Source organism: Mesorhizobium sp. M2C.T.Ca.TU.002.02.1.1, from assembly GCF_003997225.1.
The window spans coordinates 1-25,201 of the sequence record NZ_RZTO01000010.1; the positions used below are offsets into that span (position 1 = coordinate 1).

19 protein-coding genes and 2 pseudogenes are annotated in these 25,201 nt (G+C 62.1%); 19 read left to right on the forward strand and 2 right to left on the reverse strand.

All coding sequences use genetic code 11. The features are described from left to right. The 11 genes and pseudogenes from EOD07_RS01230 to EOD07_RS01280 all read left to right on the forward strand — a co-directional run. A pseudogene (locus tag EOD07_RS01230) lies at positions 1-136 on the forward strand (FAD-binding oxidoreductase); the annotation flags it as partial. Positions 137-152: 16 nt separating this feature from the next. Beyond that, a complete protein-coding gene (locus EOD07_RS01235; protein ID WP_127233615.1) occupies positions 153-1,154 on the forward strand; it encodes a 4-hydroxyproline epimerase in 1,002 nt (333 codons plus the stop codon). A 527-nt stretch (positions 1,155-1,681) separates the two neighbouring features. Then, the gene (locus EOD07_RS01240; protein ID WP_040991823.1) at positions 1,682-2,584 is read left to right on the forward strand and encodes a branched-chain amino acid ABC transporter permease; all 903 of its coding nucleotides are present in this window, start codon (positions 1,682-1,684) and stop codon (positions 2,582-2,584) included. Positions 2,585-2,589: 5 nt separating this feature from the next. Next, complete coding sequence (gene livM, locus EOD07_RS01245; protein ID WP_127233616.1) at positions 2,590-3,981, forward strand: high-affinity branched-chain amino acid ABC transporter permease LivM; 1,392 nt, start codon at positions 2,590-2,592, stop codon at positions 3,979-3,981. Then, positions 3,981-5,375, forward strand: a complete 1,395-nt coding sequence (locus tag EOD07_RS01250; RefSeq protein ID WP_127233617.1) for an ATP-binding cassette domain-containing protein — start codon at positions 3,981-3,983, stop codon at positions 5,373-5,375. The genes livM and EOD07_RS01250 overlap by 1 nt, the downstream gene beginning before the upstream one ends. Further along, positions 5,375-6,103: an ABC transporter ATP-binding protein gene (locus EOD07_RS01255; RefSeq protein ID WP_073985005.1), complete on the forward strand. Its 729-nt coding sequence runs from the start codon at positions 5,375-5,377 to the stop codon at positions 6,101-6,103. Before EOD07_RS01250 ends, EOD07_RS01255 begins: the two co-directional genes overlap by 1 nt. 15 nt (positions 6,104-6,118) lie before the next feature. Continuing rightward, entirely contained in the window at positions 6,119-6,466 is a 348-nt protein-coding gene (locus tag EOD07_RS01260; RefSeq protein WP_040991640.1) for a DUF6867 family protein, read from the forward strand. A 137-nt stretch (positions 6,467-6,603) separates the two neighbouring features. Continuing rightward, positions 6,604-7,722 (forward strand): branched-chain amino acid ABC transporter substrate-binding protein, encoded by a 1,119-nt coding sequence (locus EOD07_RS01265; RefSeq protein ID WP_040991641.1) that lies wholly within the window; start codon positions 6,604-6,606, stop codon positions 7,720-7,722. A gap of 270 nt (positions 7,723-7,992) precedes the next feature. Further along, positions 7,993-11,451, forward strand: coding sequence for a pyruvate carboxylase (pyc, locus tag EOD07_RS01270; RefSeq protein WP_127233618.1), 3,459 nt, complete (start codon positions 7,993-7,995; stop codon positions 11,449-11,451). 152 nt (positions 11,452-11,603) lie between these two features. Continuing rightward, a pseudogene (locus EOD07_RS01275) lies at positions 11,604-11,759 on the forward strand (GapR family DNA-binding domain-containing protein); the annotation flags it as partial. Positions 11,760-11,856: 97 nt separating this feature from the next. After that, a complete protein-coding gene (locus tag EOD07_RS01280) occupies positions 11,857-12,117 on the forward strand; it encodes a DUF2312 domain-containing protein (RefSeq protein WP_127233619.1) in 261 nt (86 codons plus the stop codon). A 227-nt stretch (positions 12,118-12,344) separates the two neighbouring features. Here EOD07_RS01280 and EOD07_RS01285 read toward each other — a convergent pair whose 3' ends face one another. Beyond that, positions 12,345-12,605, reverse strand: coding sequence for a helix-turn-helix transcriptional regulator (locus EOD07_RS01285; RefSeq protein WP_127233620.1), 261 nt, complete (start codon positions 12,603-12,605; stop codon positions 12,345-12,347). 175 nt (positions 12,606-12,780) lie between these two features. Between EOD07_RS01285 and EOD07_RS01290 the strand changes: the two genes are divergently transcribed. The 6 genes from EOD07_RS01290 to EOD07_RS01315 all read left to right on the forward strand — a co-directional run bounded on the left by EOD07_RS01290 (position 12,781) and on the right by EOD07_RS01315 (position 18,735). After that, positions 12,781-13,122 carry a DUF6634 family protein gene (locus tag EOD07_RS01290; RefSeq protein ID WP_127233621.1) on the forward strand — a complete coding sequence of 114 codons (342 nt, stop codon included), beginning with the start codon at positions 12,781-12,783 and terminating at the stop codon, positions 13,120-13,122. Between the two features lie 12 nt (positions 13,123-13,134). Then, positions 13,135-14,685, forward strand: a complete 1,551-nt coding sequence (locus tag EOD07_RS01295; protein WP_127233622.1) for an AAA family ATPase — start codon at positions 13,135-13,137, stop codon at positions 14,683-14,685. 116 nt (positions 14,686-14,801) lie between these two features. Next, on the forward strand, positions 14,802-16,742 hold the full coding sequence (locus EOD07_RS01300) for an ATP-binding protein (protein WP_164772018.1): 1,941 nt from the start codon (positions 14,802-14,804) through the stop codon (positions 16,740-16,742). Continuing rightward, positions 16,739-17,497, forward strand: a complete 759-nt coding sequence (locus tag EOD07_RS01305; RefSeq protein ID WP_127233624.1) for an ATP-dependent Zn protease — start codon at positions 16,739-16,741, stop codon at positions 17,495-17,497. The genes EOD07_RS01300 and EOD07_RS01305 overlap by 4 nt, the downstream gene beginning before the upstream one ends. A 99-nt stretch (positions 17,498-17,596) precedes the next feature. Next, positions 17,597-18,355 (forward strand): metallophosphoesterase, encoded by a 759-nt coding sequence (locus EOD07_RS01310; protein WP_127233625.1) that lies wholly within the window; start codon positions 17,597-17,599, stop codon positions 18,353-18,355. Positions 18,356-18,444: 89 nt separating this feature from the next. Beyond that, entirely contained in the window at positions 18,445-18,735 is a 291-nt protein-coding gene (locus tag EOD07_RS01315; protein ID WP_127233626.1) for a hypothetical protein, read from the forward strand. Between the two features lie 523 nt (positions 18,736-19,258). On the opposite strand, the gene dcm is transcribed toward EOD07_RS01315, so the two are convergent. Continuing rightward, positions 19,259-20,632 carry a DNA (cytosine-5-)-methyltransferase gene (dcm, locus tag EOD07_RS01320; protein ID WP_127233627.1) on the reverse strand — a complete coding sequence of 458 codons (1,374 nt, stop codon included), beginning with the start codon at positions 20,630-20,632 and terminating at the stop codon, positions 19,259-19,261. Between the two features lie 268 nt (positions 20,633-20,900). Between dcm and EOD07_RS01325 the strand changes: the two genes are divergently transcribed. Next, positions 20,901-22,361, forward strand: a complete 1,461-nt coding sequence (locus EOD07_RS01325; protein ID WP_127233628.1) for a tyrosine-type recombinase/integrase — start codon at positions 20,901-20,903, stop codon at positions 22,359-22,361. Between the two features lie 37 nt (positions 22,362-22,398). Continuing rightward, positions 22,399-25,201 (forward strand): VPA1269 family protein (locus EOD07_RS01330; RefSeq protein ID WP_164772020.1); only part of this gene is annotated, 2,803 nt, incomplete at its 3' end.

The following is a 25,201-nucleotide window of genomic DNA, read 5'->3' on the forward strand; positions in this document are numbered from 1 at the left end:
GAATATCTATTATGCCTTCGGCCATGGCCATCTCGGCCTCACCCAGTCGGCGGCGACCGGCCGCTTGATCCGCGATCTCGTTCTCGGGCAGACTCCGCCGCTCGACCTCACGCCCTTCCGTCCGCAACGGTTCTGACAGCAAGAGAGCAACCATGGCCAAGAAATCCTTCTTCTGCATCGACGGCCACACCTGCGGCAACCCGGTGCGCCTGGTCGCCGGCGGCGGGCCATTGCTCGAGGGTTCGACGATGATGGAGCGGCGGGCTCATTTCCTCGCCGAATATGACTGGATCCGCACCGGGCTGATGTTCGAGCCGCGCGGCCATGACGTCATGTCGGGCTCGATCCTCTATCCGCCGACGCGCGATGACTGCGACATCGCCATCCTGTTCATCGAGACCTCGGGCTGCCTGCCGATGTGCGGCCACGGCACGATCGGCACCGTGACGATGGCGATCGAGCACGGGCTGGTGAAGCCGAAGACGCCCGGCGTCTTGAGGCTCGACACGCCGGCCGGCCTGGTCATCGCCGAATACAAACAGGTCGGCGAATATGTCGAGGAGGTGCGCATCACCAACGTGCCGTCCTTCCTCTATGCCGAAGGGCTGACCGTCGAATGCCCGGTGCTCGGCGAGATCAGCGTCGATGTCGCCTATGGCGGCAATTTCTACGCCATCGTCGAGCCGCAGAAGAATTATCGCGACATGGCCGATTATTCGGCGGGCGACCTCATCGCCTGGAGTCCGGTGGTGCGGCAGCGCCTCAACGAGAAATACTCCTTCGTGCATCCGGAGAACCCCGGTATCAACCGGCTGTCGCACATGCTGTGGACCGGCAAGCCGAAGAACCCCGAGGCCGATGCGCGCAATGCCGTCTTCTATGGCGACAAGGCGATCGACCGCTCGCCCTGCGGCACCGGCACCTCGGCGCGGATGGCGCAGCTCCATGCCAAGGGCAGGCTCAAGGAAGGCGACAGTTTCGTGCATGAATCGATCATCGGCTCGCTGTTCAAGGGCAGGGTCGAAAAGGAGGTCAGCGTGGCGGGCAAGCCGGCGATCATCCCCTCGATCGGCGGCTGGGCACGAATGACCGGGTTGAACACCATCTTCATCGACGACCGCGATCCGTTCGCGCACGGGTTCATCGTGACGTGACGGGATCAGCCGGCATGCGCTCCGGCCCTGGGGCGCCGGCGGGCGTCTTCACCCGCCGTTCAAAGGGATTGAAAAACGCAATCTCGATGGACAGGCAGGCTCTGCTTGCCGAGACTTTGCTTCAAGGCTTTTCTATTCTGGAGAGGCGCATTCCATCGCGGGCGCCCCACCGTCCCGCGGCCGTCACACAGAGCGGAATCCTGACCTTACGGAAGGTGCGGCGGTGCAAAACCGAGCGCTTCGCTTCATGCAAGGATTCTTCTCATCAACTTATTTTGACGCTGATTCCTTCGACAGGAGGGTCATCATAAGGTTGAATCGTCAAAGACATTGCGTTGTGCCAATGATAGGGTCCGCGATAGTCCAGGGGTCGGGTGCGAAAAAACGGGCAATCGGACGGCGTGCTTCCAAACCACGCGGAGCGATTGAAAAATCACGTTGCAATCCGGGCTCGAAACTTTACGACTAGGGGAAATACGAAAAGGAATGCGTCCTGAAAGGCGACATTCCAGGGGAGCCGCATAAATATGCAATATTTCGTCCAGCAGCTTATCAACGGGCTGACGCTGGGATCGATCTATGGGCTGATCGCGATCGGCTATACGATGGTCTACGGCATCATCGGCATGATCAATTTCGCCCATGGCGACATCTTCATGATCGGCGCCTTCACCGCGCTCATCGTCTTTCTGATCCTTGGCGCGTTGTTCTACTCGGTGCCGGTCGTGGTGGCGCTTCTGATCATGATGATCGTGGCGATGCTTCTCACCAGCCTCTACAACTGGACGATCGAGAAGGTGGCCTACCGTCCGCTGCGCGGCTCGTTCCGCCTGGCGCCGCTGATCACCGCCATCGGCATGTCGATCGCGTTGTCCAACTTCGTGCAGGTCACGCAGGGTCCGCGCAACAAGCCGATCCCGCCGCTGGTCAGCCAGGTCTACACGATCGACGGCATCAGCATCTCGCTGAAGCAGATCATCATCGTGATCGTCACCATCGCGCTGCTGGCGATCTTCTGGTACCTCGTCAACCGAACGGCGCTCGGGCGGGCGCAGCGCGCCTGCGAGCAGGACCGCAAGATGGCCGCGCTGCTCGGCATCGACGTCGACCGCACCATCTCCATCACCTTCATCATGGGCGCGGCCCTTGCCGCCGTCGCCGGCACGCTGTTCCTGATGTATTACGGCGTCGTGGTGTTCTCGGACGGCTTCGTGCCGGGCGTGAAAGCCTTCACGGCGGCCGTGCTCGGCGGCATCGGCTCGCTGCCCGGCGCCGTGCTCGGCGGATTGCTCATCGGCTTCATCGAGAGCATGTGGTCGGCCTATTTCTCGATCGACTACAAGGACGTCGCCGCTTTCTCGATCCTGGCGATCGTGCTGATCTTCCTGCCCTCCGGCATCCTCGGCCGGCCTGAAGTCGAAAAGGTCTGATCCTCATGGCCGCTACCGTGTCCTCGGAGCGCGACACCGTCGCTACTCCCGTACAACGCGCTTTTCGCGAGGCGCTTTACGCCGGCGCCATTTCGCTTGGCCTGTTCGTGCTGTTCATCGGTCTGAGGACCGACCAGAACATCAGCAACGAGCTGATCCTGGTGAAGCGCTGGGGTTTGCTCGCCATCGTGGTGGGCGCCGTCACCATTGGCCGCTTCCTCTATGTGGCTTACGCCGTACCGGCCATGGAACGGCGTAAGGCCGAGAAGGCGGGAGCGCCCGCCATTGTCGCCGAGCCCGGCTTCGTCAGGCAGAACTTCAACAAGATCGGCGCCACCTTGCTGATCCTCTACCCCATTGCGATGGTGCTCGCGTTCGGCTTCCAGGGCTCGCTGAAGTGGGTCGATAATTTCGGCATCCAGATCCTGATCTACGTGATGCTGGCCTGGGGCCTCAACATCGTCGTCGGCCTCGCCGGCCTGCTCGATCTCGGTTACGTCGCCTTCTATGCCGTCGGCGCTTACGCCTATGCGCTGCTCGGCACGCATTTCGGCCTGTCCTTCTGGATCCTGTTGCCGGCCGCCGGCGCCATGGCCGCCCTCTGGGGCGTCCTGCTCGGCTTTCCCGTGCTGAGATTGCGCGGCGACTATCTGGCTATCGTCACGCTGGCGTTCGGCGAGATCATCCGTCTGGTGCTGATCAACTGGCGCGAGGTGACCAACGGCTCGGCCGGCATCTCCGGCATTCCGAAAGTGTCGTTCTTCGGCCTGATGTCGTTCAACGTCTCGGATCCGAACTATATCGCCAAGGTGCTGCACATCGCCCAGTCGGGCGCCTACTACAAGATCTTCCTCTATTATCTGATCCTGGCGCTCTGCTTCCTCACCGCCTTCGTCACCATCAGGCTTCGTCGCCTGCCGGTGGGACGCGCCTGGGAAGCGCTGCGCGAGGACGAGATCGCCTGCCGCTCGCTCGGCATCAACACCACCACCACCAAGCTGACCGCTTTCGCCACCGGCGCCATGTTCGGCGGCTTCGCCGGCTCGTTCTTCGCGGCAAGGCAAGGCTTCGTCAGCCCTGAATCCTTCGTCTTCCTGGAATCGGCTATCATCCTCGCCATCGTCGTGCTTGGCGGCATGGGCTCGCTCGGCGGCATCGCGGTGGCGGCGCTGGTGATGATCGGCGGCACCGAAATCCTGCGCGAGCTCGACTTCCTCAAGGCCGTGTTCGGGCCGGATTTCACGCCTGAACTCTACCGCATGCTTCTGTTCGGCATGGCCATGGTGATCGTCATGCTGTGGAAGCCGCGCGGCTTCGTCGGCAGTCGGGAACCGACAGCCTTCCTGAAGGAGCGAAGAGCGGTCTCAGCCTCCTTCACCAAGGAGGGCCACGGCTGATGAACGCGACCCCTTCCTCGAACGACTTCATCCTGCAGGTCGAGCATCTGTCGATGAAGTTCGGCGGCCTTGTCGCCATCGGCGACCTGTCGTTCCAGGCCAGGCGCGGCGAGATCACCGCGCTGATCGGGCCGAACGGCGCCGGCAAGACGACGGTGTTCAACTGCATCACCGGCTTCTACAAGCCCACCGAGGGCATGATCACGCTCAACAAGCGTGACGGCTCGACCTATCTGCTCGAACGCCTGCCCAACCACGAGATCCCGGCGCGCGCCAATGTGGCGCGAACCTTCCAGAACATCCGCCTGTTCTCGGGCATGACGCTGCTGGAGAACCTTCTGGTCGCGCAGCACAACAAACTGATGAAGGCCTCGGGCTATACCTTCCTCGGCCTGTTCGGCTTCCCGAGCTATCGCCAGGCCTCGGCCGAATCGATCGAGCTCGCCAGGCACTGGCTGGAGAAGGCCGACCTCGTCGACCGCGCCGACGATCCGGCCGGCGACCTGCCCTATGGCGCGCAGCGGCGGCTGGAAATCGCGCGCGCCATGTGCACCGGGCCGGAGCTTCTGTGCCTGGACGAACCGGCCGCCGGCCTCAATCCGAAGGAATCGGCCGCGCTCAACGAGCTTTTGATGGGCATCAAGGCCACGGGCACGTCGATCCTGCTCATCGAGCACGACATGTCGGTGGTGATGCAGATCTCCGACCATGTCGTGGTGCTCGAATACGGCCGCAAGATTTCCGACGGCAATCCGCAGTCGGTGCGCACCGATCCGCGCGTCATCGCCGCCTATCTCGGCGTCGACGACGAGGAGGTGCAAGAAGTGCTCACCGAAGTCGGCGACGAGGATGTCATCGAGCAGCTCGATACAGGCCCCGACCCCGCGCACGGGCCGGGCAATTCCGCTTCGATGATGGCGGGGCCGGTTTCGGACAGCGTCGAACATGCCAACGAGGGCGAGCGGGTCACGGTGTCAAAAGGGGCCTCGAAGGCGGCCCAGGTCGACGCGCGCTCCGCGTCGATCGCCAGCAAGCCGATCGTTGCTCCGGCGGCGAACAAGCCGGCAGCAAAAGCGCGGTCGACCAAGGCGGCCGCGAAGGCCCCCGCCGCGAAGGCCGCAGGCATCTCCAACCGCCTCGACGCGCCGCGCGGCGGCAAGGCCGACAGCCTGATCCGCATCAAGGGCATCGGCCCGGTCAACGAGCGCAAGCTGAACGAGCACGGCATCTTCCATTTCGACCAGATCGCCGCCTGGAAGAAGGCCGACATCGAAGCGGCGGAAGCCTATCTCGCCTTTGACGGGCGCATCGAGCGCGAAGACTGGATCGGCCAGGCGAAAGCGCTGGCGAAGGAAGCGGCGGCCAAGCCCGCGACGCGTGGAGGGCGCAAATAATGGCCGGCACAACGCTGCTCGACATCAAGGGCGTCGAGACCTACTACGGCAACATCCGCGCGCTGAACGGCGTCAATGTGCAGGTCAACCAGGGTGAGATCGTGGCGCTGATCGGCGCCAACGGCGCCGGCAAGTCGACCCTGATGATGACCATCTTCGGCGCTCCGCGCGCGCGAACCGGCACCATCACCTTCGCCGGCACCGACATCACCCAGTTGCCGACGCACGAGATCGCCCGCCTGCGCATCGCCCAGTCGCCGGAAGGACGCCGCATCTTCCCGCGCATGACGGTGATGGAAAACCTGCAGATGGGCGCCAGCCTCGACAACCTCAAACATTACGACGAGGACGTCGAGAAAGTGTTCGCGCTGTTCCCGCGGCTGAAAGAGCGTATCGCCCAGCGCGGCGGCACGCTGTCGGGCGGCGAGCAGCAGATGCTGTCGATCGGGCGCGCGCTGATGGCGCGGCCGAAGCTTTTGTTGCTCGATGAGCCGTCGCTGGGCTTGGCGCCGCTGATCGTCAAGCAGATCTTCGACGCCATACGCGAGCTCAACAAGGCGCAGGGACTGACCGTGTTCCTGGTCGAGCAGAACGCCTTCGGCGCGCTCAAGCTCGCCAATCGCGGCTATGTCATGGTCAACGGCAATGTGACGATGAGCGGCACCGGCAAGGAACTGCTGGCCAATCCGGAAGTGCGCGCCGCCTATCTCGAAGGCGGGCATCACTGAGATCGGGGGAGATCAATCATGGGTATTCTCTACGAAGAGGCCTCGATCTGGCAGTTCCTGTTCGTCACCTGCCTGCTCGGCGGCTGGGCGGCATGGATGACCGGCAAGGCGGCGGCGCAGACCTGGAGCAGCCACTTGCAGCTGTTCTTCTACATGCTCGGCCTCGGCGTCGGCATCAGGTTCATCCATCATGCCCTGTTCGAGGGCACGATGTTCTCGCTGCATTACTATATCGTCGACACCATCGTGCTGATGATCCTTGGCTTCCTCGGCTATCAATACACGCGCACCAACCAGATGGTCACCCAGTATAACTGGCTCTATGAAAGAGCTTCCTTATTAAGCTGGAAACCGAAAGGTTGACGTTCATGATTAACGCCGTCTCGGGGATGAATCGGCGTGACAAGTGCCTGAAAATCGGCATTCTATGCTTTCTGCGATAAGGGTGGGCATCGCATGAAAGTATCATCCACGCCCACTCCGTAAATGGGAGCGTTTCAATGAAAAAATCACTCTTGTCCGCCGTTGCGCTGACCGCGTTCGTCGCGCTCAGCAGCAGCGCGTGGGCCGCTGACATCCTGATCGGCGTCGCCGGTCCGATCACCGGCCCGAACGCCGCGTTCGGCGCACAGCTGCAGAAGGGCGCGGAACAGGCGATCGCCGACATCAACGCGGCGGGCGGCGTCAATGGACAGATGCTCAAGCTCGAGATCGGCGACGACGTTTCCGATCCCAAGCAGGGCATCTCGGTCGCCAACAAGTTCGTCGCCGACGGCGTCAAGTATGTCGATGGCCACTTCAACTCGGGCGTGTCGATCCCGGCCTCGGAAGTCTATCAGGAAAACGGCATTCTCGAGATCACGCCTGCCGCGACCAACCCGAAGTTCACCGAGCGCGGCATGTGGAACACCTTCCGCACTTGCGGTCGTGACGACCAGCAGGGCAAGGTGGCCGGCGACTACATCGCCAAGAACTTCAAGGACGCCAAGATCGCCATCGTCCACGACAAGACGCCTTACGGCCAGGGCCTCGCCGACGAGACCAAGAAGAATCTCAACGCCAACGGCATCAAGGAAGTGATGTATGAAGGCGTCAATGTCGGCGACAAGGACTTCTCGGCCCTCATCGCCAAGATGAAGGAAAACGGCGTCACGCTCATCTACTGGGGCGGCCTGCACACCGAAGCCGGCCTGATCATCCGTCAGTCGGCCGACCAGGGCCTGAAGGCGCCGCTGTTCTCGGGCGACGGCATCGTCTCCAACGAACTGGCTTCGATCGCGGGTGATGCCGTTGCCGGCACGCTCAACACCTTCGCTCCGGATCCGCGCAAGAATCCGGCCGCCAAGGAAGTGGTCGAGAAGTTCCGCGCCGCCGGCTTCGAGCCGGAAGCCTACACGCTCTACTCCTATGCCGCCGTGCAGATCATCGCCCAGGCCATCGCCAAGACCGGCTCGGCCGACGACGCGCAGAAGGTTGCCGAGACCATCCGGGCCAACACCTGGAAGACGGCCATCGGCGACATCGGCTACGACGCCAAGGGCGACATCACCCGCCCGGACTATGTCATCTACGAATGGAAGAAGGGCGACGACGGCAAGTACGCCTACTTCGAGAAATAAGCCGGCCAAATCAAGCCGACTTTTGGGATGCCCGGCGCTTGCGCCGGGCATTTCGTTTGCGGGTTTGCGGCCCTTGCAGGAGAGCTCCCGCGCCGCGCGCCCGGAATACCCGCCCCCGACCGCCGATGTCGGCGGAAAAGCAAATGACAGTCTGACGCAAACAAGCGAGTTAAATCGTTTTAGCTGTCGCGCAAATTTGTTTGCACTGCAGCATTTTCACGCTAATCATTGCGCCGGTTTATCTTCCCTTACGCTGCTGGAGCCCAGTCCTTGGCAATCACGAAGATCCTTGTCGCCAACCGGTCCGAAATCGCCATCCGCGTGTTCCGCGCGGCCAACGAGCTCGGTCTCAAAACCGTGGCGATCTGGGCGGAGGAGGACAAATATTCGCTGCACCGCTTCAAGGCCGACGAGAGCTATCAGGTCGGGCGCGGACCGCATCTTGCCAAGGACATGGGCCCGATCGAGAGCTATCTGTCGATCGAGGAGGTGATCCGGGTCGCCAGGCTGTCGGGCGCCGACGCCATCCACCCCGGCTACGGCCTGCTCTCGGAAAGCCCCGAATTCGCCGAAGCCTGCGCGGCGGCCGGCATCACCTTCATCGGTCCGAAGCCGGAAACGATGCGCCGGCTGGGCAACAAGGTCGCCGCGCGTAACCTGGCGGTCGAGGTCGGCGTGCCGGTGGTGCCGGCGACCGATCCGCTGCCCGACGACATGGACGAGGTGAAGAAGCTCGCGGCCGAGGTCGGCTATCCGGTGATGCTCAAGGCCTCATGGGGCGGCGGCGGCCGCGGCATGCGCGCCATCCGTTCCGAGGCCGACCTCGCGCGCGAGGTGATGGAGGGCAAGCGCGAGGCCAAGGCCGCCTTCGGCAAGGATGAGGTCTATCTCGAAAAGCTGATCGAGCGCGCCCGCCACGTCGAGGTGCAGATGCTGGGCGACACCCACGGCAATGCGGTGCATCTGTTCGAGCGCGACTGCTCGATCCAGCGCCGCAACCAGAAGGTCGTGGAGCGCGCGCCGGCGCCTTATCTCAGTGAAGAGCTGCGTCAGGAACTTTGCGGTTATGCGCTCAAAATCGCGCGCGAAACCAGCTATATCGGCGCCGGCACGGTCGAGTTCCTGCAGGACGCCGACACCGGCAAATTCTACTTCATCGAGGTCAATCCGCGCATCCAGGTCGAGCACACCGTCACCGAGCAGGTGACCGGCATCGACATCGTCAAGGCGCAGATCCACATCCTCGACGGCTTCGCCATCGGCACCAAGCAATCGGGCGTGCCGGCGCAGAAGGACATCCGGCTCAACGGCCATGCGCTGCAGTGCCGCATCACCACCGAGGATCCGGAGCACAATTTCATCCCGGACTATGGCCGCATCACCGCCTATCGCGAGGCGGCCGGCTTCGGCATCCGGCTCGATGGCGGCACCGCCTATTCAGGCGCGGTCATCACCCGCTTCTACGATCCGCTCTTGGAAAAGGTGACGGCCTGGGCGCCGACGCCCGCCGAGGCGATCTCGCGCATGAACCGGGCGCTGCGCGAGTTCCGCGTCCGGGGCGTGGCCACCAACCTCACCTTCCTCGAAGCAATCATCAACCACCCGCGCTTCGCCGACAATTCCTACACGACCAAGTTCATCGACACGACGCCGGAACTGTTCGAGCAGGTGAAGCGGCAGGACCGCGCCACCAAGCTGCTCACCTATCTGGCCGATGTCAGCGTCAACGGCCATCCGGAAACGCGCGGCCGGCCGATGCCGAAGGCGAATGCGGCGGCACCCGTGGTGCCCTATCTGAACGGCCATATTCCGGACGGCAGCAAGCAGAGGCTCGATGCGCTGGGCCCGGAGAAATTCGCGAGCTGGATGCGGGAGCAGCGCCAGGTGCTGGTCACCGACACGACGATGCGCGACGGCCACCAGTCGCTGCTCGCCACGCGTATGCGCACCTATGACATCGCCGGCATCGCCGGCACCTATGCGCGGGCCCTGCCGCAGCTCCTGTCGCTGGAATGCTGGGGCGGCGCCACGTTCGACGTCGCCATGCGCTTCCTCACCGAGGACCCCTGGGAGCGGCTGAGCAAGGTGCGCGAGGCGGCGCCCAACCTTCTGCTGCAGATGCTTTTGCGCGGCGCCAACGGCGTCGGCTACACCAACTATCCCGACAATGTCGTCCAGCATTTCGTCCGCCAGGCGGCAAGCGGCGGCGTCGATCTGTTCCGCGTCTTCGACTGCCTGAACTGGGTCGAAAACATGCGGGTCGCCATGGATGCCGTCGGCGCCGAAGGCAAGCTGGTCGAAGCGGCGATGTGCTACACCGGCGATATCCTCGATCCGGCCCGCGCCAAATACGACCTCAAATATTATGTCGGGCTCGCCAAGGAGCTGGAGGCCGCCGGCGCGCATATCATCGCCGTCAAGGACATGGCCGGTTTGCTCAAGCCGAGTGCTGCCCGCGTGCTGTTCAAGGCGCTGCGCGAGGCGACGGACCTGCCGATCCATTTCCACACGCACGACACGTCGGGGCTTTCCGCGGCAACGGTGCTGGCGGCGGTGGAGAGCGGCGCCGACGCGATCGACGCGGCGATGGATTCCTTCTCCGGCAACACCTCGCAGCCCTGCCTTGGCTCGATCGTCGAGGCGCTGAAGGGCACCGAGCGCGATCCCGGCCTCGACCCGCAATGGATCCGCCGCATCTCCTTCTATTGGGAGGCGGTGCGCAACCAGTACGCCGCCTTCGAGAGCGATCTCAAGGGGCCGGCCTCGGAAGTCTATCTGCACGAGATGCCGGGCGGCCAGTTCACCAACCTCAAGGAACAGGCGCGCTCGCTTGGCCTGGAGACACGCTGGCATGAGGTGGCACAGGCCTATCACGACGTCAACCTGATGTTCGGCGACATCGTCAAGGTGACGCCGTCGTCCAAGGTGGTGGGCGACATGGCGCTGATGATGATCAGCCAGGACCTCACCGTCGCCGATGTCGAGAACCCAGCCAAGGATATCGCCTTCCCGGATTCGGTCGTGTCGATGCTGCGCGGCGATCTCGGCCAATCGCCCGGCGGCTGGCCGGCCGCGCTGCAGAAGAAGGCGCTGAAGGGCGAAAAGCCGATCACCGCGCGGCCCGGCTCGCTGTTGAAGCCCGCCGACCTCAAGGCAAGCCGCAAGGACATCGAGGGCAAGCTCGAGCGCAAGCTCTCGGAGTACGAATTCGCGTCGTGGCTGATGTATCCGAAGGTGTTCACCGATTTCGCGGCGGCGCAGGAGACCTACGGGCCGGTGAGCGTGCTGCCGACGCCAACCTATTTCTACGGCATGAAGTCTGAGGACGAGATCTTCCTCGACATCGAGAAGGGCAAGACGCTGGTGGTCCGCTGCCAGGCGTTCGGCGATGTCGACGAGAAGGGCATGGTCACCGTCTTCTTCGAGCTCAATGGCCAGCCGCGCCGCGTCAAGGTGCCGGACAGGGCGCATGGCGCTTCCGCCGCCAAGGCGCGCCGCAAGGCCGAGCCCGGCAATGAGGGGCATGTCGGCGCGCCGATGCCCGGCGTCGTGTCGGCGCTTGCGGTGGCGGCCGGACAGGCGGTCAAGGCAGGCGACGTGCTTCTGTCGATCGAGGCGATGAAGATGGAAACCGCGCTGCATGCCGAACGCGACGGCGAGATCGCAGAGGTGTTGGTCAAAGCCGGCGACCAGATCGATGCGAAGGATCTGCTCATAGCCTTTAAGTGACGGCCCGAACCGGAAGTCGGACGGACGACTGACAGCAGCCGTCCACAGCCGCTCGACAAGTGTCTTGACCCGCCGCGTCCGCTCGGGCAGGGAACCCGCTCCAATTCGCCGTGGCGGGAATCGCCTTGGCTCCAGAAGACGCGGAGAGAAAAATGGCCGACGAAATCACCGAGACCAGCCAGACTGTAGCCGCCGGCCAGCTGCGCACCATCATCGAGCGCATCGAGCGGCTCGAGGAAGAGAAGAAGACGATCTCCGACGACATCAAGGACGTCTATGCCGAGGCCAAGGGCACCGGCTTCCAGTCCCCCCTAAAGCTTGTCGCCTAGACACGAAATCAATCACTTACGTGGGCGACACCTTGTCGAACTAGACGACACGCCGACGATCCAGGAAGGATACCCAATGGCCGACGAAATCACCGAGACCAGCCAGACCGTAGCCGCTGGGCAGCTGCGCACAATCATCGAACGCATCGAGCGGCTCGAGGAAGAAAAGAAGACGATTTCCGACGATATCAAGGACGTATACGCGGAGGCGAAGGGGACGGGTTTTGACGTTAAGGCGGTGAGGCAGCTTGTCAGAATGCGCAAGCAGGACCAAGCCGAGCGGCAGGAGGCCGAGGCGATCCTCGATCTCTATAAAGCTGCACTCGGGATGGTTTGACCGCCCGACCTGGCACCGACTGCAGTCGATCTTTTGCGAGTCCAATTCAAGCCCTGCAAGCGTGGAGCTCGGCGGGGCTGTCTATTCAACGCAGGGCGTGCGCTGCCTGGCAAGGCCAAGCCTATGGATTGGTTTTCCCCTGAACCCCGGTCAGCCGGCGCGTCGCCAGCGCCGTAGCTCCGCAGCTTACGCCCCGGCGATCCCGGGCTGAACGGCAACTGCGCCGATCAGAACCGCAAGTCGTCGCGCTTTATCGACGCGAGCGGAATCCTGAACCCGGGCCCAAGGTCGGGCTCGCTCGCGAGAAATTTCAGTCCACGCGTTTCAAAAGCGGTTTGCAGGCGTTGAAGCGTGCGAACAGCCACGCGTTCGTTCCGCTCCACGCGCATTATCGTTCGCACTCCAACTCCCGAAATCTTCGCGAGCTCCGCCTGGCTCATGCCCAGCGCCGATCGTGCCGCGCGCAAGATTTCGTTTGGAACGATCACTGTCCCCTTCCTTGGTTGAGGGGATTTCCACCACAGAATTGTTGACGCCACAAATTGGCGTTTGAAATGCCAGTTATTGGCCAGCTAGATACCGCGAAATAGCGATGTGCGGGATTCGCGCTTGGATTTTCGCGAATCACCGAGAACCGAATCCTCGGGACGATGGAGTTAGCGGATGCTGGTGTTCGGCCGACGCGAGAGCGAGGAGCAGCTCGTCACAGAAGCCGGACGTCTCAGAGCGCTCGCCATCGACATCGAGCGAATCCTTCAGGGCGTCGAGCCGCAAGCGATGGCGGGCGAAGAGCCTGCTCCTGTCCTCGATCGGTGGTTCCTCGCGAACCGGGCGGTTCCATGCCTGATAGGGCTGTCGACGGGACATCCGACGCTCGTCGGGGCGAACAGATCGATTGCCACGTCGGACGTATGGCTGATGTCCGAAGAGAAGACCTGGGCACGGACGCTGTCGAGGTGGTATCGGCTCGGCCGACCCGCAGAACGTTCCCGACTGGACGCTTGAGCGGCTACGGAAATGGCTGCCAAGGATTCACGGTCCAGTCACGACCGCCACTTCAAACGTCGCCTCGAAGCGGCGAAAGCAGGCATGCACCTTCCGACGGGAATCGAACTGCTGCGCGGCATGCCTTTTCTGTCCGAGGACATGGCTACCGACGTCAGGGAATTCGGCGAACGGCTCTCGCGAAGGCTGAAGCACAAGCCGAAATTCGAAATCGCTCCCCTCGTGGCTTCTCTGGACGACCTCGCGGTCGACCAAGACGTTGAGGCGCTGCAGCGCGTCATGGAAGCGCTTGAAGCCGCGGACAGCTTCGACACGGTGTCCGCGCACGACGCACGGCTGCGCATCCGGTTCTATCTCGCCTCGTGCGGGCATCCCCAGGCCGCGGCCGCGATCGCCGGCGAGACAGCCGCGGTCGCATTCGGCGACGTTCGCGATCATAGCGACTTCAGCCTCGTGTCGCGGGCGCTCGCTTGGTCTCTCGTCGCTCACACCTATGGGCCAATGAGCCGGAACGGGCTCCTGCAATGGCCGCGCGGCAGGGTGGGCAGCGACCTGCGCTTCTACGCGAGGGAGTTCGAGGCGGCGATCAAGCCGCAGGAAGACAAGACGAAGCAACCGGAAGACAAGTCCGCGTCGCGCGAGACGGCCGAAGACGAAGAGACGGACGCCGGGGAACAGGCCTGGCAAAGCAACAAACCGAAAAGCGTCGTGATCGTCTTCAGGGCGATCGGCAACGATTCCACGTCCGAGGGCAAGCGAGTCGCTGCGGAATTCAAGAAGCTGCTCAACGTCCGCTTGCCGTTGCCGCCGGTTCCCGATCTCGCCCGGGTGCGGATGCGGCTCGTGGAAGAATTCCCTTACGCCGTCGCCGTCATCGACGATTTGCTCAAGCGCCTCGTCGGCCGCGACAATGTCCATTTGCGTCCCACGATCCTGGTCGGCACGCCGGGATGCGGCAAGACGCGGCTGACCCGGCGGTTCTGCGAAGAACTCGCCCTTTCCTTCGAGCTGGTGTCCTGCGGCGGGATGAGCGACAGCGCGATCGGCGGGACCGCGCGGCGCTGGTCGTCGGGCGAACCGAGCATCGCGGTGCTGTCGATCCGCCGCCATCACACGGCAGGCCCCGTCATCATCCTCGACGAGATCGAGAAAGTCGGCACCTCCAGGCACAACGGCAACCCGCACGATGTCTTGGTCGGCTTGCTCGAGGAGGAGACCTCGCAGCGTTGGTTCGATCCATACGTCGAGTCGGCCTGCGACCTGTCGCACGTCTCGTGGCTGATGACGGCCAACACGCTCACCGGGGTGCCTTCGGTGCTTCTCGACCGATGCCGGGTGATCGCATTTCCCGAACCTGGTCCCGAACAGCTTAACGTGCTTGCGCCGCGCATACTCGAACGCCTCTATGTCGACGCCGGGCACGACCCGCGCTGGGCGACGCCCCTCGAAGCCTACGAACTGGCGGCGCTAGGCAAGAACTGGCGTGGCGGCTCGATCCGGAAGCTGCAGCAACTCCTGGAATCGCTCGTCGAGGCGAGAGAGCGGCACAGGCCAAGGCAATGATGAGGAATCGGTGCCGACGTTGCGAACAAAATGGCGGACTGGCGCAATCCGCCGGCGGCCGGGCGCAATGAAGAACGATGCTCATGGAACGGGATGCCGAGACGCAGGAGTCGCCGATGAAGCGCAAGAAGAAGCGGTCCCAAAGTATTCGGCAACAACCGCCTGGCGACGGAGCCAATCGAATGAACGAGCGCCTTGCGGCTCACTTACTGAAGCGGCTGCGACGCGAGGCGAGGGCGCTCGCGCTCTCGGATGCCGTTGAAGCAGGGATCCTTCAGCGGGAAAGCGTCGAGAGCCATGGTGGCGCGCTGACGGTCTATCGCCGTCATCCAGGAGCGATGGCAGCGATGCCTTCCGAGCAGGCGGTATCCATCCTGTCGCGCCATCGGCGCAGGCTCCCCGCCGAAACGCCGCGTCCGATACTTGGCTCCCCCGAACTCCCTCTCGACGTCGGTCGCGATGGTTGCGCGGCGCCAGTCCACGGAGGCGACAACGCAGCGCCGCGAAAGGCAGCCCTTCCTGCGCACGTGCGGGCGGGCGACGTCGAGATGGTGCGCGCGATACGCGCGGCCGCGGAGCCTCCGCGAGCGTCCGATGTCGCGACCGTGCTCCTGCTAGCGCAAGCGATCGAAGACGGCAACGCTGCGCTCGCCAGCGTTTTGCAGGTCCTGAGACTGCGGAGGCCGATCGTGGCAATGCTGTGTGAAGTCCAAGGATTCGAGCGCAGCTTCCTGTCTCTGCTGAAGCGCGGCGTTCTCTTGCCTGGCACCGTCGCAATCTCGGTCGGCTATGACATGGATCCACCGCGATTCAACCGTACATCCCGCTGGCGGGCGGTCACGTTTGTCGGACAGGATCATGAAGACGACAGCGAAAGGCAATTCGGCATCGCCGCTTGCAGCGACTTTCCGATCCTTGCCGTCGCCGAAAAGGCGGAGCTGCTTGCAGCGAAGCTCGTCAGCGCGTCGCAGCTCGGCCTTGAATGCGGAACGCTCAATGCCACGATCGCGCGTCGCACGATCGAAACCGTTATCGGCACGGTGCCAACGGACGGCAAACTGGACGGCATTGACTTTCGATTGCTGAATCTAGGTGACCTTTCCCTCGCCATCAGGCCGGGTATCATCGCGGACGCAGCAGCCGAAACCCTGCGCCGACTTGCCGAGCCCGCGGGGGATGCAGCCAAGGGCACGGAGACACCGGATGGCAAGCCGCCACAGGGCGAGAGGTCGAAGTCCGCAAGCTCGTCCGCCGCTCGCAAGGAGGATCCCGCCTCAGGCTCGGACATCATTGCGCCAACGCCGCCGTCCGAGATCGGCGGAGCCCAGAGCGTTCCGACGGTCGAGAGCCTTGCCGGTTACGGTGAAGCGACCGTGTGGGCCTTGCAGGTCAAAGACGAGTTGCCGCTGTGGCGCGCTGGCAAGCTTGCCTGGGCGGACATGAGCACCAAAGTCCTTCTGTCCGGCCCGCCGGGAGTCGGCAAGACGCTGTTCGCGCGCGCCCTATGCAACACCCTTCAAGTCCCGTTGCTCGCGACCTCGGTTGCGCGATGGCTCGAGCCTTCTCACTTGGGCGATGTCCTGAAGCGCGTCCGTAGCGCCTTCGCGGAGGCCGAAGCTCAAAGGCCCTGCGTTCTTTTCATCGACGAGTTCGACAGCATTGGCCGACGGGTCCCTTTCGAGACGCGGGAATACGCCGACTACTGGAATTCCTTCGTCAACTGCGGCCTCGAGATGCTTGACGGGGCGGCGCGCGCGAGTGGGGTGATCATCGTTTGCGCCACCAACGATCCTACGGCGATCGACCCTGCGCTGCTCCGGTCCGGAAGGATCGACAGGCAAATCGAGATCCCGCTTCCCGACGCGGAGGCGCGCTTATCGATCCTCAGGCATCATCTTGGTGACGATGTCGAAGCCATCTTGGCGGGCGTGCCAGCGATCGGGAAATCCGATCTGCACAAGATGCAGCAGGAGGGGGTCGCCATGATGTTCGACCAGCCGTACCGCAACCTCGTCGCAGCGGCGATCCCCGCCAGGGCGGAGGCCGACGCACCATGACAAGCATGCAGCCCTCGGCATCCCCGTCGGCCCCCGCCGCTCTCTCGGCGCTTGCCCGGAAGGCGCAAGGCCTCACCGGAGCCGATATCGAACGCGTGGTCAAGGAAGCCCGGCAGCAAGCGCGGCGCGAGCAGCGTTCGCTTGCCTTTTCCGATCTTGAAGAGCGGATCGCTGCCGCGAAACCCTCGCGCTCCATGGCCCTCCGCTTGAGGATGGCAATTCATGAAGCGGGACACGCTGTGGCCCGTCTGCTGCTCGGGTTTGGTCCCATTTACGAGATAACCATCGAGGCCCCCAAGGGCGGTTATATCTCCGGAAGCACTGGCCAGGACGAGGTGACCGAAGCCTGGCTCACCGCCGTGCTCATAGAGACGCTCGCCGGGCGGGCCGCCGAGGAAGTTATGCTCGGCTCGATCTCGGCGAATAGCGGCGGCTTGGACTACAGCGATCTTGCATCGGCGACGCGGCTGGCGCTCGACATAGAAACGGTCCTTGGTTTCGGTGGCAAGTGGCCGCTCCTCTACCGCAAGCCGAAGGAAGTCACGGCGACCTTGGCCGCCGATCCGGAGGTGGCAGCTCGCGTGAATATCCGTCTCGAGCGTGCCTATGAGGCTGCCCTGGTGATCGTTCGCGAACAATCGCAGGCCCTCGACTTCCTGGCCGAGAAGGTGTTCGAGAAGGCCACGCTAGAGGGGGCGGAACTCGATACCGTCCTGGGGCAGGTCAGGAAGCGATTCCGGGAACGCCCCGGCTAAGCCGATAGCCTTCATTTTCAAGACAGCAACGTATCGGCTTCCAGGGTCGCGAATCCCGGACCCGGATGGCGGTGCGCGCTTCATCAAGGATTCGACCGAATGAAGATCTGGCTGCTTTCCGATGTGCATCTCGAGGTCGCGGATCTTCGAGGGCCGCTCAAGATTCCAGAGGCTGATGTCTGCGTAGTGGCCGGCGACCTCTGCCGCGCCCCGGCAAACGGTGTCCACTGGTTAGCTGAGAACATCGCTCACGCGATGCCTTGCGTCTATGTCGCAGGCAATCACGAGTTCTACGGCGGCGGCGTCCGCGAGGGACTGGAAGACGGTCGCGCTGCCGCTGCCAAGTTCGCGAACATCCATTTCCTCGAGGACGCTTCCGTTGTCATCCAGGGCGTCCAGTTCTTGGGAGCAACGCTGTGGACGGACTATCGGGTGCAAGGCCATCCCCAGGTCGCCATGTTCCATGCGCGTCAACGGATGAACGACTATCGGAAGATCGCCGTAAGGCGTAATCCTTGGCAAAGATTTCTCCCAGAAACCGCCTACCGCATGCATATGGGGTCGCGACGGTTCATCGAGACCGCGCTCAAGGCCGACGCTACGCCGACCGTCGTGGTGACGCATCACCTGCCGCATGTGGGATCGATCCCAGCCAGATTCGCGCACGATCTCCTCAACGCCGCTTACGCCTCGGATCTCACACGGGTCATCGAGGATGGGCGGCCCGCTCTATGGGTGCATGGACATACGCATGACAGCTGCGATTATGTCGTTGGGAGTACTAGGATCGTCTGCAACCCAAGGGGATACGACGATGAAAACCGGGCGTTCGATCCGGGCTTCGTGCTTACGGTGTAATACCGACGGCATGTAGATTTCACGTGTGGTGGGGCTTCTGGGTTGCGGGAGACCGTGCTCAACTACGTCCTTGGGTCAAGGAGGTTCGAATGAGCGACGAGCAGCGACTGCACAATATTGAAACCATCTTCGCACCGCATTTGCAGACATGCATGGAGGTCGGGAACGTCAATCGGGTACGCGCATTGATCGCCGTCTACGGCCCTCCAGCGATGAAATCTGGAAGAGAAACGCTGAAGGTGATTTTCAGAGATGCCGAGGCATGGCTGGAAAACGCCTCGCAATACGAGACCGTCAATGGGATAGGCAGTATGTTCAACAAAGAACACCCTGCGGTCCAGAAGGCCATGCAGACCCGGCTCATCAAAGTACATACCTAGTCATGGGCTTGGCGCTCGGTTCTCCAGGGCATTCAGCGCGTCTACCGTCTCGGTAAACGCTTCTCCAATAAGGTAATCGGAATCGCGATCGTAAGCGACATATGCTCTCTTCAGTTGATGGATCCTTCCATCTCTTGCAACTAGCGTAATTGTTGCCTCCGCGAGCAAAACTTGTTCATCATCACTAATGTCTTGAAGCGCTATTATCAGGTTATGGTAATGTTCTGCCGCGTTGACATCAGCCCATGATAAAAACAATCCTATAAGGCGCCCAAGGCAATCCCTGCTGCACCAAATATTTCCTGTCGAAAGATTAACCAATTGCGGGCCTGCGCCTACATATCCATTTCGGACGGCCATCGAATTTACCTCTGCCTGGTTTCTGGATGGTCAACCTATTGCCGGATGCAAGAGCCGACCTGAATGCCTATTTCCGAGCGTGCGTGCCGAATACAAAAGTGCCAGCCTTGCTCGATGCGTAACGGACCCATGCAAAGGTAGATATCTTCCTTTAGGGTGCCCCTCACATCTGCTCCTGCCATTCCCGGAACTGCCTGAGCGCCCGCCTGATGTCCGACCGCGTCCCCTTCGCCAACCCTTCCTGCTCGAACGCCGCCTCTAACGCATGGGATTCCGCTCCTTGGCACTGAAGGTCACGTCCTCCGAGCAGCTGGCGGGCCCGCTTGACGCGCCATTTTGTGTTCGCGACCATTTGAGGAGCCATCTTCTTCTCCTTCGCCAGCCACTGCCCGAAGTTCCCCGGCACGCCTGGGTGGCTTTCACCGCGCTCGCGCCGCAGGATTTCCCTGCCGAGCGCAGCGGCCATCGGCGACGGGACGGCATTCGCAATCATCTGATCGATATCCCTGCTCGTGCAGCCGCTCCAATCCCAATCCTCAGGGAAGCCTTGGATGCGTGCCGTATCTTTCTGGGTGAGGACGTAAGCCGCAGATGCCGGGGCCGGGTCGTCTGGATGAGGGCTCGCGATGTAGCTCGAACGTGGCCGCTCCCTGGATGTCCGGACGATGGATGGAGCCGGCTCATCTAGCGAATAGACGCCGCGAGCATCATGGAATGGCCGAAAATAGAGCCCCGTCACCTGGTTGTAATTGGAGTCGTTCCGATGGGGCTCGTAGCTCGCTGGCTGCGGCCTTCTGGCATTTCGTATGGTCGGACTAGGCCCGTCGACCGACCATACCCCCCGGCGACCCGGCGTGCGGGGATGGTTGTAGACATGATCGCCGAGCTGATCGCCAAACACCGCCCTCAAGGGCATCGGCACTGGCGATGCGGCTTCCTGAATGGACCCGAGCAGGAAACCGTCCCGTTCGCCGCGACGTCCAATGACGATCAGGCGCTGCCGCTTTTGCGGCACGCCGTAGTGAGCGGCATTCACGACGATCTGCGAGAGGCCGTATCCTGCGTTGGCGAGCATCTCGCGGGCATCCGCCCAGGCAGCGGAATTCCGCGCGCGCTGAACGTTCTCCATCATGAACCACCTGGGGCCGGCCGAGCAGACATATAGCGCGAAGGTCCGGGTGTGGTTTGCGCGCTCGCCCTCGATCCTGGCGCCTGCCGGAGAGAAATCCTGGCAAGGCGGTCCCCCGACGATCATGTCCGGACGAAGCTTGGAAATCTCCGGCGCGATGGAAGCAACGTCGCCGAGGTCCGCGCGGATAGAGTGGTAACCGAGATTCCGGTTATAGACGTCGACAGCGCATTGCATGTGATCGTAGGCTCGAATCACGTCGAATCCGGCCCTCCGCAGTCCCAGGGACATGCCACCCGCTCCCGCGTAGAGCTCTACTACTTTCATGGAACGGCCAGATTGCAAGTCTAGCCCGGCATGACTTTCGGCCAAGCTGCTGCCGCCAGATTCGGCGACTTCGAAGAACATCAAGATGCTACCCCCGACTGGAAGCCTTCGTTTGGCGTCGGAGGGTTAAAAAGAAGTAGATGCATTTCATTTGGCTTGTTGACGTATGGGAACGCGCCTTAGCCTAATTTAGACATCGCTCACGGAAATACTGGCGTCTCGGTGTCCGGGCCTGCATCAAGGGCTCGTTTACGACGTAAGCCGGCGATTCCTTAAGCGTGTTAGCCGGTCATTCCTTAAGTCCTGGCGCCGTAACGCTCCTGTCCGACGATCAATCAGGCAGGACCCCATGGACCAGTTCGAAGTCGACAGCTGCGAGCCGGGGTTCTTTGTTTTCGACGTGCCCGTCTCTTTGTACCGGGATGTCTTCGCTGACGAAGCGCCGAGCAGGCCCGACCGGGTAATGCACCCTGTCCTGGCCATCCGGTTCACGAGCGGCCAAGTCGTCGTCCCGGACGAGACGCTGGGCTGGGTGCGGAACCTGATCAACACCTACGTTCCCACCGCGGACATTCGGCGAAAGCTCAACGCAGTGGGGCGGCTTCATGAATTCACGCAGTTGACGGTCGGCGAAGGGCGGGACTTGGAAGGCATGATCGACTGCGTGGTCTGGGCATATCTCCGTGCAAGGGCGGAGAACCCCAAGGACCCGTCCCTGCGGCGGTTCACTCATTGGAAGCCCGTCCGTTGGGGGTGGGTGCAAACCGAATTTCGCGACCTTCTAGCGTTCGCCAACTTCTGCCGAGACTTCACGGGCAAGGCATCCGTCATGGGCGCTGCTTTCAGGTCGTCGTCCGACATCTGGACGACGGTCAAGCGATCGTCCGCGCCCGACGACTTCTTGAAGCATCTCGAGGCCGACCGGGAGCGTTGGCACATGGTCCTGGGTGAAGATCTGGTCGTTGCCCCGCCGTCCGCATTGAGACGCATCGCGGCCCACGCGAACGTCCCAAAGAACGGCAACACCACCACGCTCTCCTGCGAAGAAATCGATGCCATCATCGACCGCGAACGAAACTTCATGCTGAAGGCGCTCTGGATACTGCTGGCATACGTCGGTCCCCGAATATCGGAGGCGCTGAACATGTGGTTCTGCGACTTCCTCAGCCCATACGACGCGCGAAAGCTCTTCCGCACGGACCTTGTTGGTCCCGTCGCGATCTTCGCGGATCCCCGGAAATCCGAATATGTGGGCCATTTCGATTCAAGGCGCGCGATCCAGTCGCGTACCGACTACCTTGCCGAACGCGGTCTCAAGCCGCGCCCTGATGCCGAGGGAGACTTCGAGGCCGGCTGGAAGGGCATGACGACCTTCAACGCCGAGTGGCTGGTCAGCCACGGCACGTGGACCTGCAGGAAGCGCGCCGCGGAGTTCGCTGGACTGCTTGACAGAATTCGCGCGTTGCATGCCGACATAGGCGCCGCCAAGAGCTCGCACCCGTATCTGTTCGTCAACGCTGTCAACCGGAACTACCTCGGAGAGCCGCTGCAGATCTCGAACGTCGAGAAGGCGTTCGGGCGAGCCTGTGTCCGGGCAGGTGTCGAACCGTACTCGCCGGGCGCCTCGCTGCATGGCATGCGCCACTACTACAAGTGGTACGCCCGAAATGTCCTCGGACTCCCGGAGGACATCGTCCAGCTGATGCTCAGGCACAAAAGTATCGAGAGCCAGCGGGAATACGGAAAGACCCCGACCGACATTTTCGACGCGATGAACACGGTCAGCAAACGCACCGCAGAGCTCGCGTGAAACCGAATCTGCAAATCAACGACAATGGGGAGACTGAATGATGAATCTCGAATTCCGGAACGACGACAACCTAATGTACTCCGACAAGGAGCCAGGCAGCTACTTTAATGGCACCGACCGGATCGTGCTTCTCCGCGTGCCCGACACGGACGAGCTCAAGCGGCTCTGGGAGGAATTCGACCGGGAGCTCAGGTCGGAACTGAAAGATCTCCTCGTCCGGCCGTATGGGGAGATCGTCCGAAAACTGGGGAATCTGGGCTTTAGGGTGGGCAATGCCGCCGACCGTGAGGACCAGCTGTTCGGCATGCTGACGCAGAATGCCGAGAAGCATGCCCATTTCAGCAAATCCGCACTCACCGCAGCTGCGATGGACCTCGATCTCATTCCTGATTTGAAATCCGATGGCCAGCCGCGAAAGCGCATGAAGCGCGGCGAAGGCAAGATTCTGGATCTGGTCCTTGCGATGCCTCTGAAGGCACAAAAGGCGATTATCGAAGCCATCGTCGACGACCATGAGAATATCGACGACTGGATGCTTGTGTCGCAAGACAGCGAGGTGGGCTGGGAGGCGCTTCGAGCCGGAGTCCAGCAGGCCGACGATTCGGTTGCGTTCCTGGAGCAGCTCGCGGCTGACACCGAGCGGGCCATGGAGAAGCAGGAGAAGCGTGTCGGGAAAGCCGGATCCAAGAGGAAGTTCGCGCCAAGGTGGTTCTCCCAGTTCCTGGCCAAGCGGAAGATCTGGGTTTGGCCCGCCAAATACTCTTCCACGATCATCTACCTGTATCCGGCGCGGTTCACCCCCCTTGTCGCCAGGATGTCGGTCGCGGCGGAACATCGGGACTTCGCCGATGCCGTCTTCCGCTATCATCAGGGCAAGGGAAACACGGGGGCGGGCGTATCGGTTCAGGCGTTCGCCACGGCAGCGCTCTGCGGGAACACCTGGGAGGCAGGCCGGAAGTCGTTCAACTGGTATCCCATGGCTGCCTTCAAGGAGAAGATCCCAAGCCTGAGCACGGCCAATATGCTGTCGACGTCGCTCAATACGGTTTACAAGCTCGCGGTGGAGCACGCGGGAGAGAGCGTTAATGGACGCAGTGAGGCGCATTTATTCGTGAACGCGGCTCGACTCGCCCTTATTGGCGTGGATGCCTTCAACTGGACTTTGAGTCCGACGTCTTTCAACACCCAGCTAGCATCCAAGATGCTCAAGCGGCCCGTCACCGTCGTTCCGGCACACGTAAAGTCATGGGCCGCGCAGCTGCGGGAACTGCTGCCCCGGTACGGGAACAAAACCATAACCCTGATCGAAAATGCGCTCGACTTCTGGCTCATCTACCTGATGACGCTCAAGCCTGAGGAGGCGCCCAAGGACTTCCAGTCGATTTCGCGAACCGATCACGTTCACGATTTGAGTGGCCGCAATACCCATACGTTCTGGAATTTCCTGAACCAGTATTTCAAAGGCAAACCCGCCGACCTGCCCAATCGCGCGATCACCAAGATGCGCCAAGGGTTCGCGCTCGCAGCGGAACGCGATCGTTTCAATGCTACGAACCCCTTCGACTCCAAGCAGGACAAAATTGGCGGAGGCTACAGAAAGAAGTCCGATGTCACGCCCCGGCGCCCGCTGGAACTCGAAGCATGGGAACTCATCGTCCGAAAGAACCGCGAGGGCGACTATGCCTTTGCGCGCAGTCTCGGGCCCAAGCGATGCCACCACACTCTCAGAAACCCTGAAACGGGGGAATACGAGAATGTTTTCTGGCCGGCCGAAGCGATCGTGGTCGATATCATTTTGAACTCCGGCATGCGCCACAAGGGTGCAAGGTGGGTCGACAGCGGAGAGGGCGACGAAGAGATCATCGACCGGAAGACTATGACAATGGTCCCGAATCCCCATCCTGCAGCTACATTGGGGCGCAAGGATTGCTTTCTTCAGCTCGTTCACCTGCCCGGGAAGAAGTCCAGCAAAATCCTCGGCCAAAAGGTCGTGAGCAACAAGACGGGGGCTCCATACGTAATCCCGTGGACCGATGCCGGGGTCGTCGAAGGCTTCGATCGAATGCTGGCACTTCAGGCGAAGTACAATCCGGTGACCCGGACCGCGAAGCCCATAAAGCGCAGGACCCAGGAGCTCACTCGCGTCGATCCGGAGCTATTCCCGGACATATATCCGCTGTTTCGCGAACCCGGCGACAATCAGGGTCTAGCGGTCAGCGGAGCGAAGGTGCTGAGCTATTGGAAGGACTTGCTGCGCGATAGCCAGGCGGACGTGAACCGGCTCATGGGGTTTGAGTATCCGCTCATTGTCGAGGACAAGCTAGTTTTCGATTTGCATGCGATACGCGTCACGATGGTGTCGAATCTGCTTGAGGCGGGTGTCAGCCTCGAGATCGTTCAAGACTTGGTCGGCCATGCGACGGCGATGATGACATGGCACTATAACGGCTACCGTAGCGCGAAGCTCAACACCAGCGTTCAGGCCGCGATGGAAGCGCGAAGCCAGGCTCATGACAGGCTGGCGGCCCAGGACAAGGATGCGATCGAGGAGTATGCGCAGGAAGCCGTTGTTCCGGATTTCATAAAGAATCACGTCGGCGCCGGCATGCTCCGCGAGTACGGCAAACGCCAGGATCTGTCGCCGTTCGAGATTTTTCTGCACGGCATATGCCCAGGGGGGTCGTGCTCGACGGGTGGCGAGAAGGGGGCGGGCGGCTTCATGCCAGTGTGGCGCGAGCGCGCTTGTTCCGGATGCCGTTACCGTGTCACCGGACCGAAGTTCCTGCCTGGCATTCAGAACCGCATCAACAACCTCATGGCAGAGCTGCGCCTCTCGGAGG

Coding starts and splice junctions, on each gene's coding strand:
- EOD07_RS01265 (WP_040991641.1), top strand. CDS start 6,604: ATGAAAAAATCACTCTTGTCCGCCGTTGCGCTGACCGCGTTCGTCGCG.
- EOD07_RS01310 (WP_127233625.1), top strand. CDS start 17,597: ATGAAGATCTGGCTGCTTTCCGATGTGCATCTCGAGGTCGCGGATCTT.
- EOD07_RS01280 (WP_127233619.1), top strand. CDS start 11,857: ATGGCCGACGAAATCACCGAGACCAGCCAGACCGTAGCCGCTGGGCAG.
- EOD07_RS01300 (WP_164772018.1), top strand. CDS start 14,802: ATGAAGCGCAAGAAGAAGCGGTCCCAAAGTATTCGGCAACAACCGCCT.
- EOD07_RS01325 (WP_127233628.1), top strand. CDS start 20,901: ATGGACCAGTTCGAAGTCGACAGCTGCGAGCCGGGGTTCTTTGTTTTC.
- EOD07_RS01295 (WP_127233622.1), top strand. CDS start 13,135: ATGGCTGCCAAGGATTCACGGTCCAGTCACGACCGCCACTTCAAACGT.
- dcm (WP_127233627.1), bottom strand. CDS start 20,632: ATGTTCTTCGAAGTCGCCGAATCTGGCGGCAGCAGCTTGGCCGAAAGT.
- EOD07_RS01290 (WP_127233621.1), top strand. CDS start 12,781: ATGCTGGTGTTCGGCCGACGCGAGAGCGAGGAGCAGCTCGTCACAGAA.
- EOD07_RS01255 (WP_073985005.1), top strand. CDS start 5,375: ATGGCCGGCACAACGCTGCTCGACATCAAGGGCGTCGAGACCTACTAC.
- EOD07_RS01305 (WP_127233624.1), top strand. CDS start 16,739: ATGACAAGCATGCAGCCCTCGGCATCCCCGTCGGCCCCCGCCGCTCTC.
- EOD07_RS01240 (WP_040991823.1), top strand. CDS start 1,682: ATGCAATATTTCGTCCAGCAGCTTATCAACGGGCTGACGCTGGGATCG.
- livM (WP_127233616.1), top strand. CDS start 2,590: ATGGCCGCTACCGTGTCCTCGGAGCGCGACACCGTCGCTACTCCCGTA.
- EOD07_RS01250 (WP_127233617.1), top strand. CDS start 3,981: ATGAACGCGACCCCTTCCTCGAACGACTTCATCCTGCAGGTCGAGCAT.
- EOD07_RS01235 (WP_127233615.1), top strand. CDS start 153: ATGGCCAAGAAATCCTTCTTCTGCATCGACGGCCACACCTGCGGCAAC.
- EOD07_RS01315 (WP_127233626.1), top strand. CDS start 18,445: ATGAGCGACGAGCAGCGACTGCACAATATTGAAACCATCTTCGCACCG.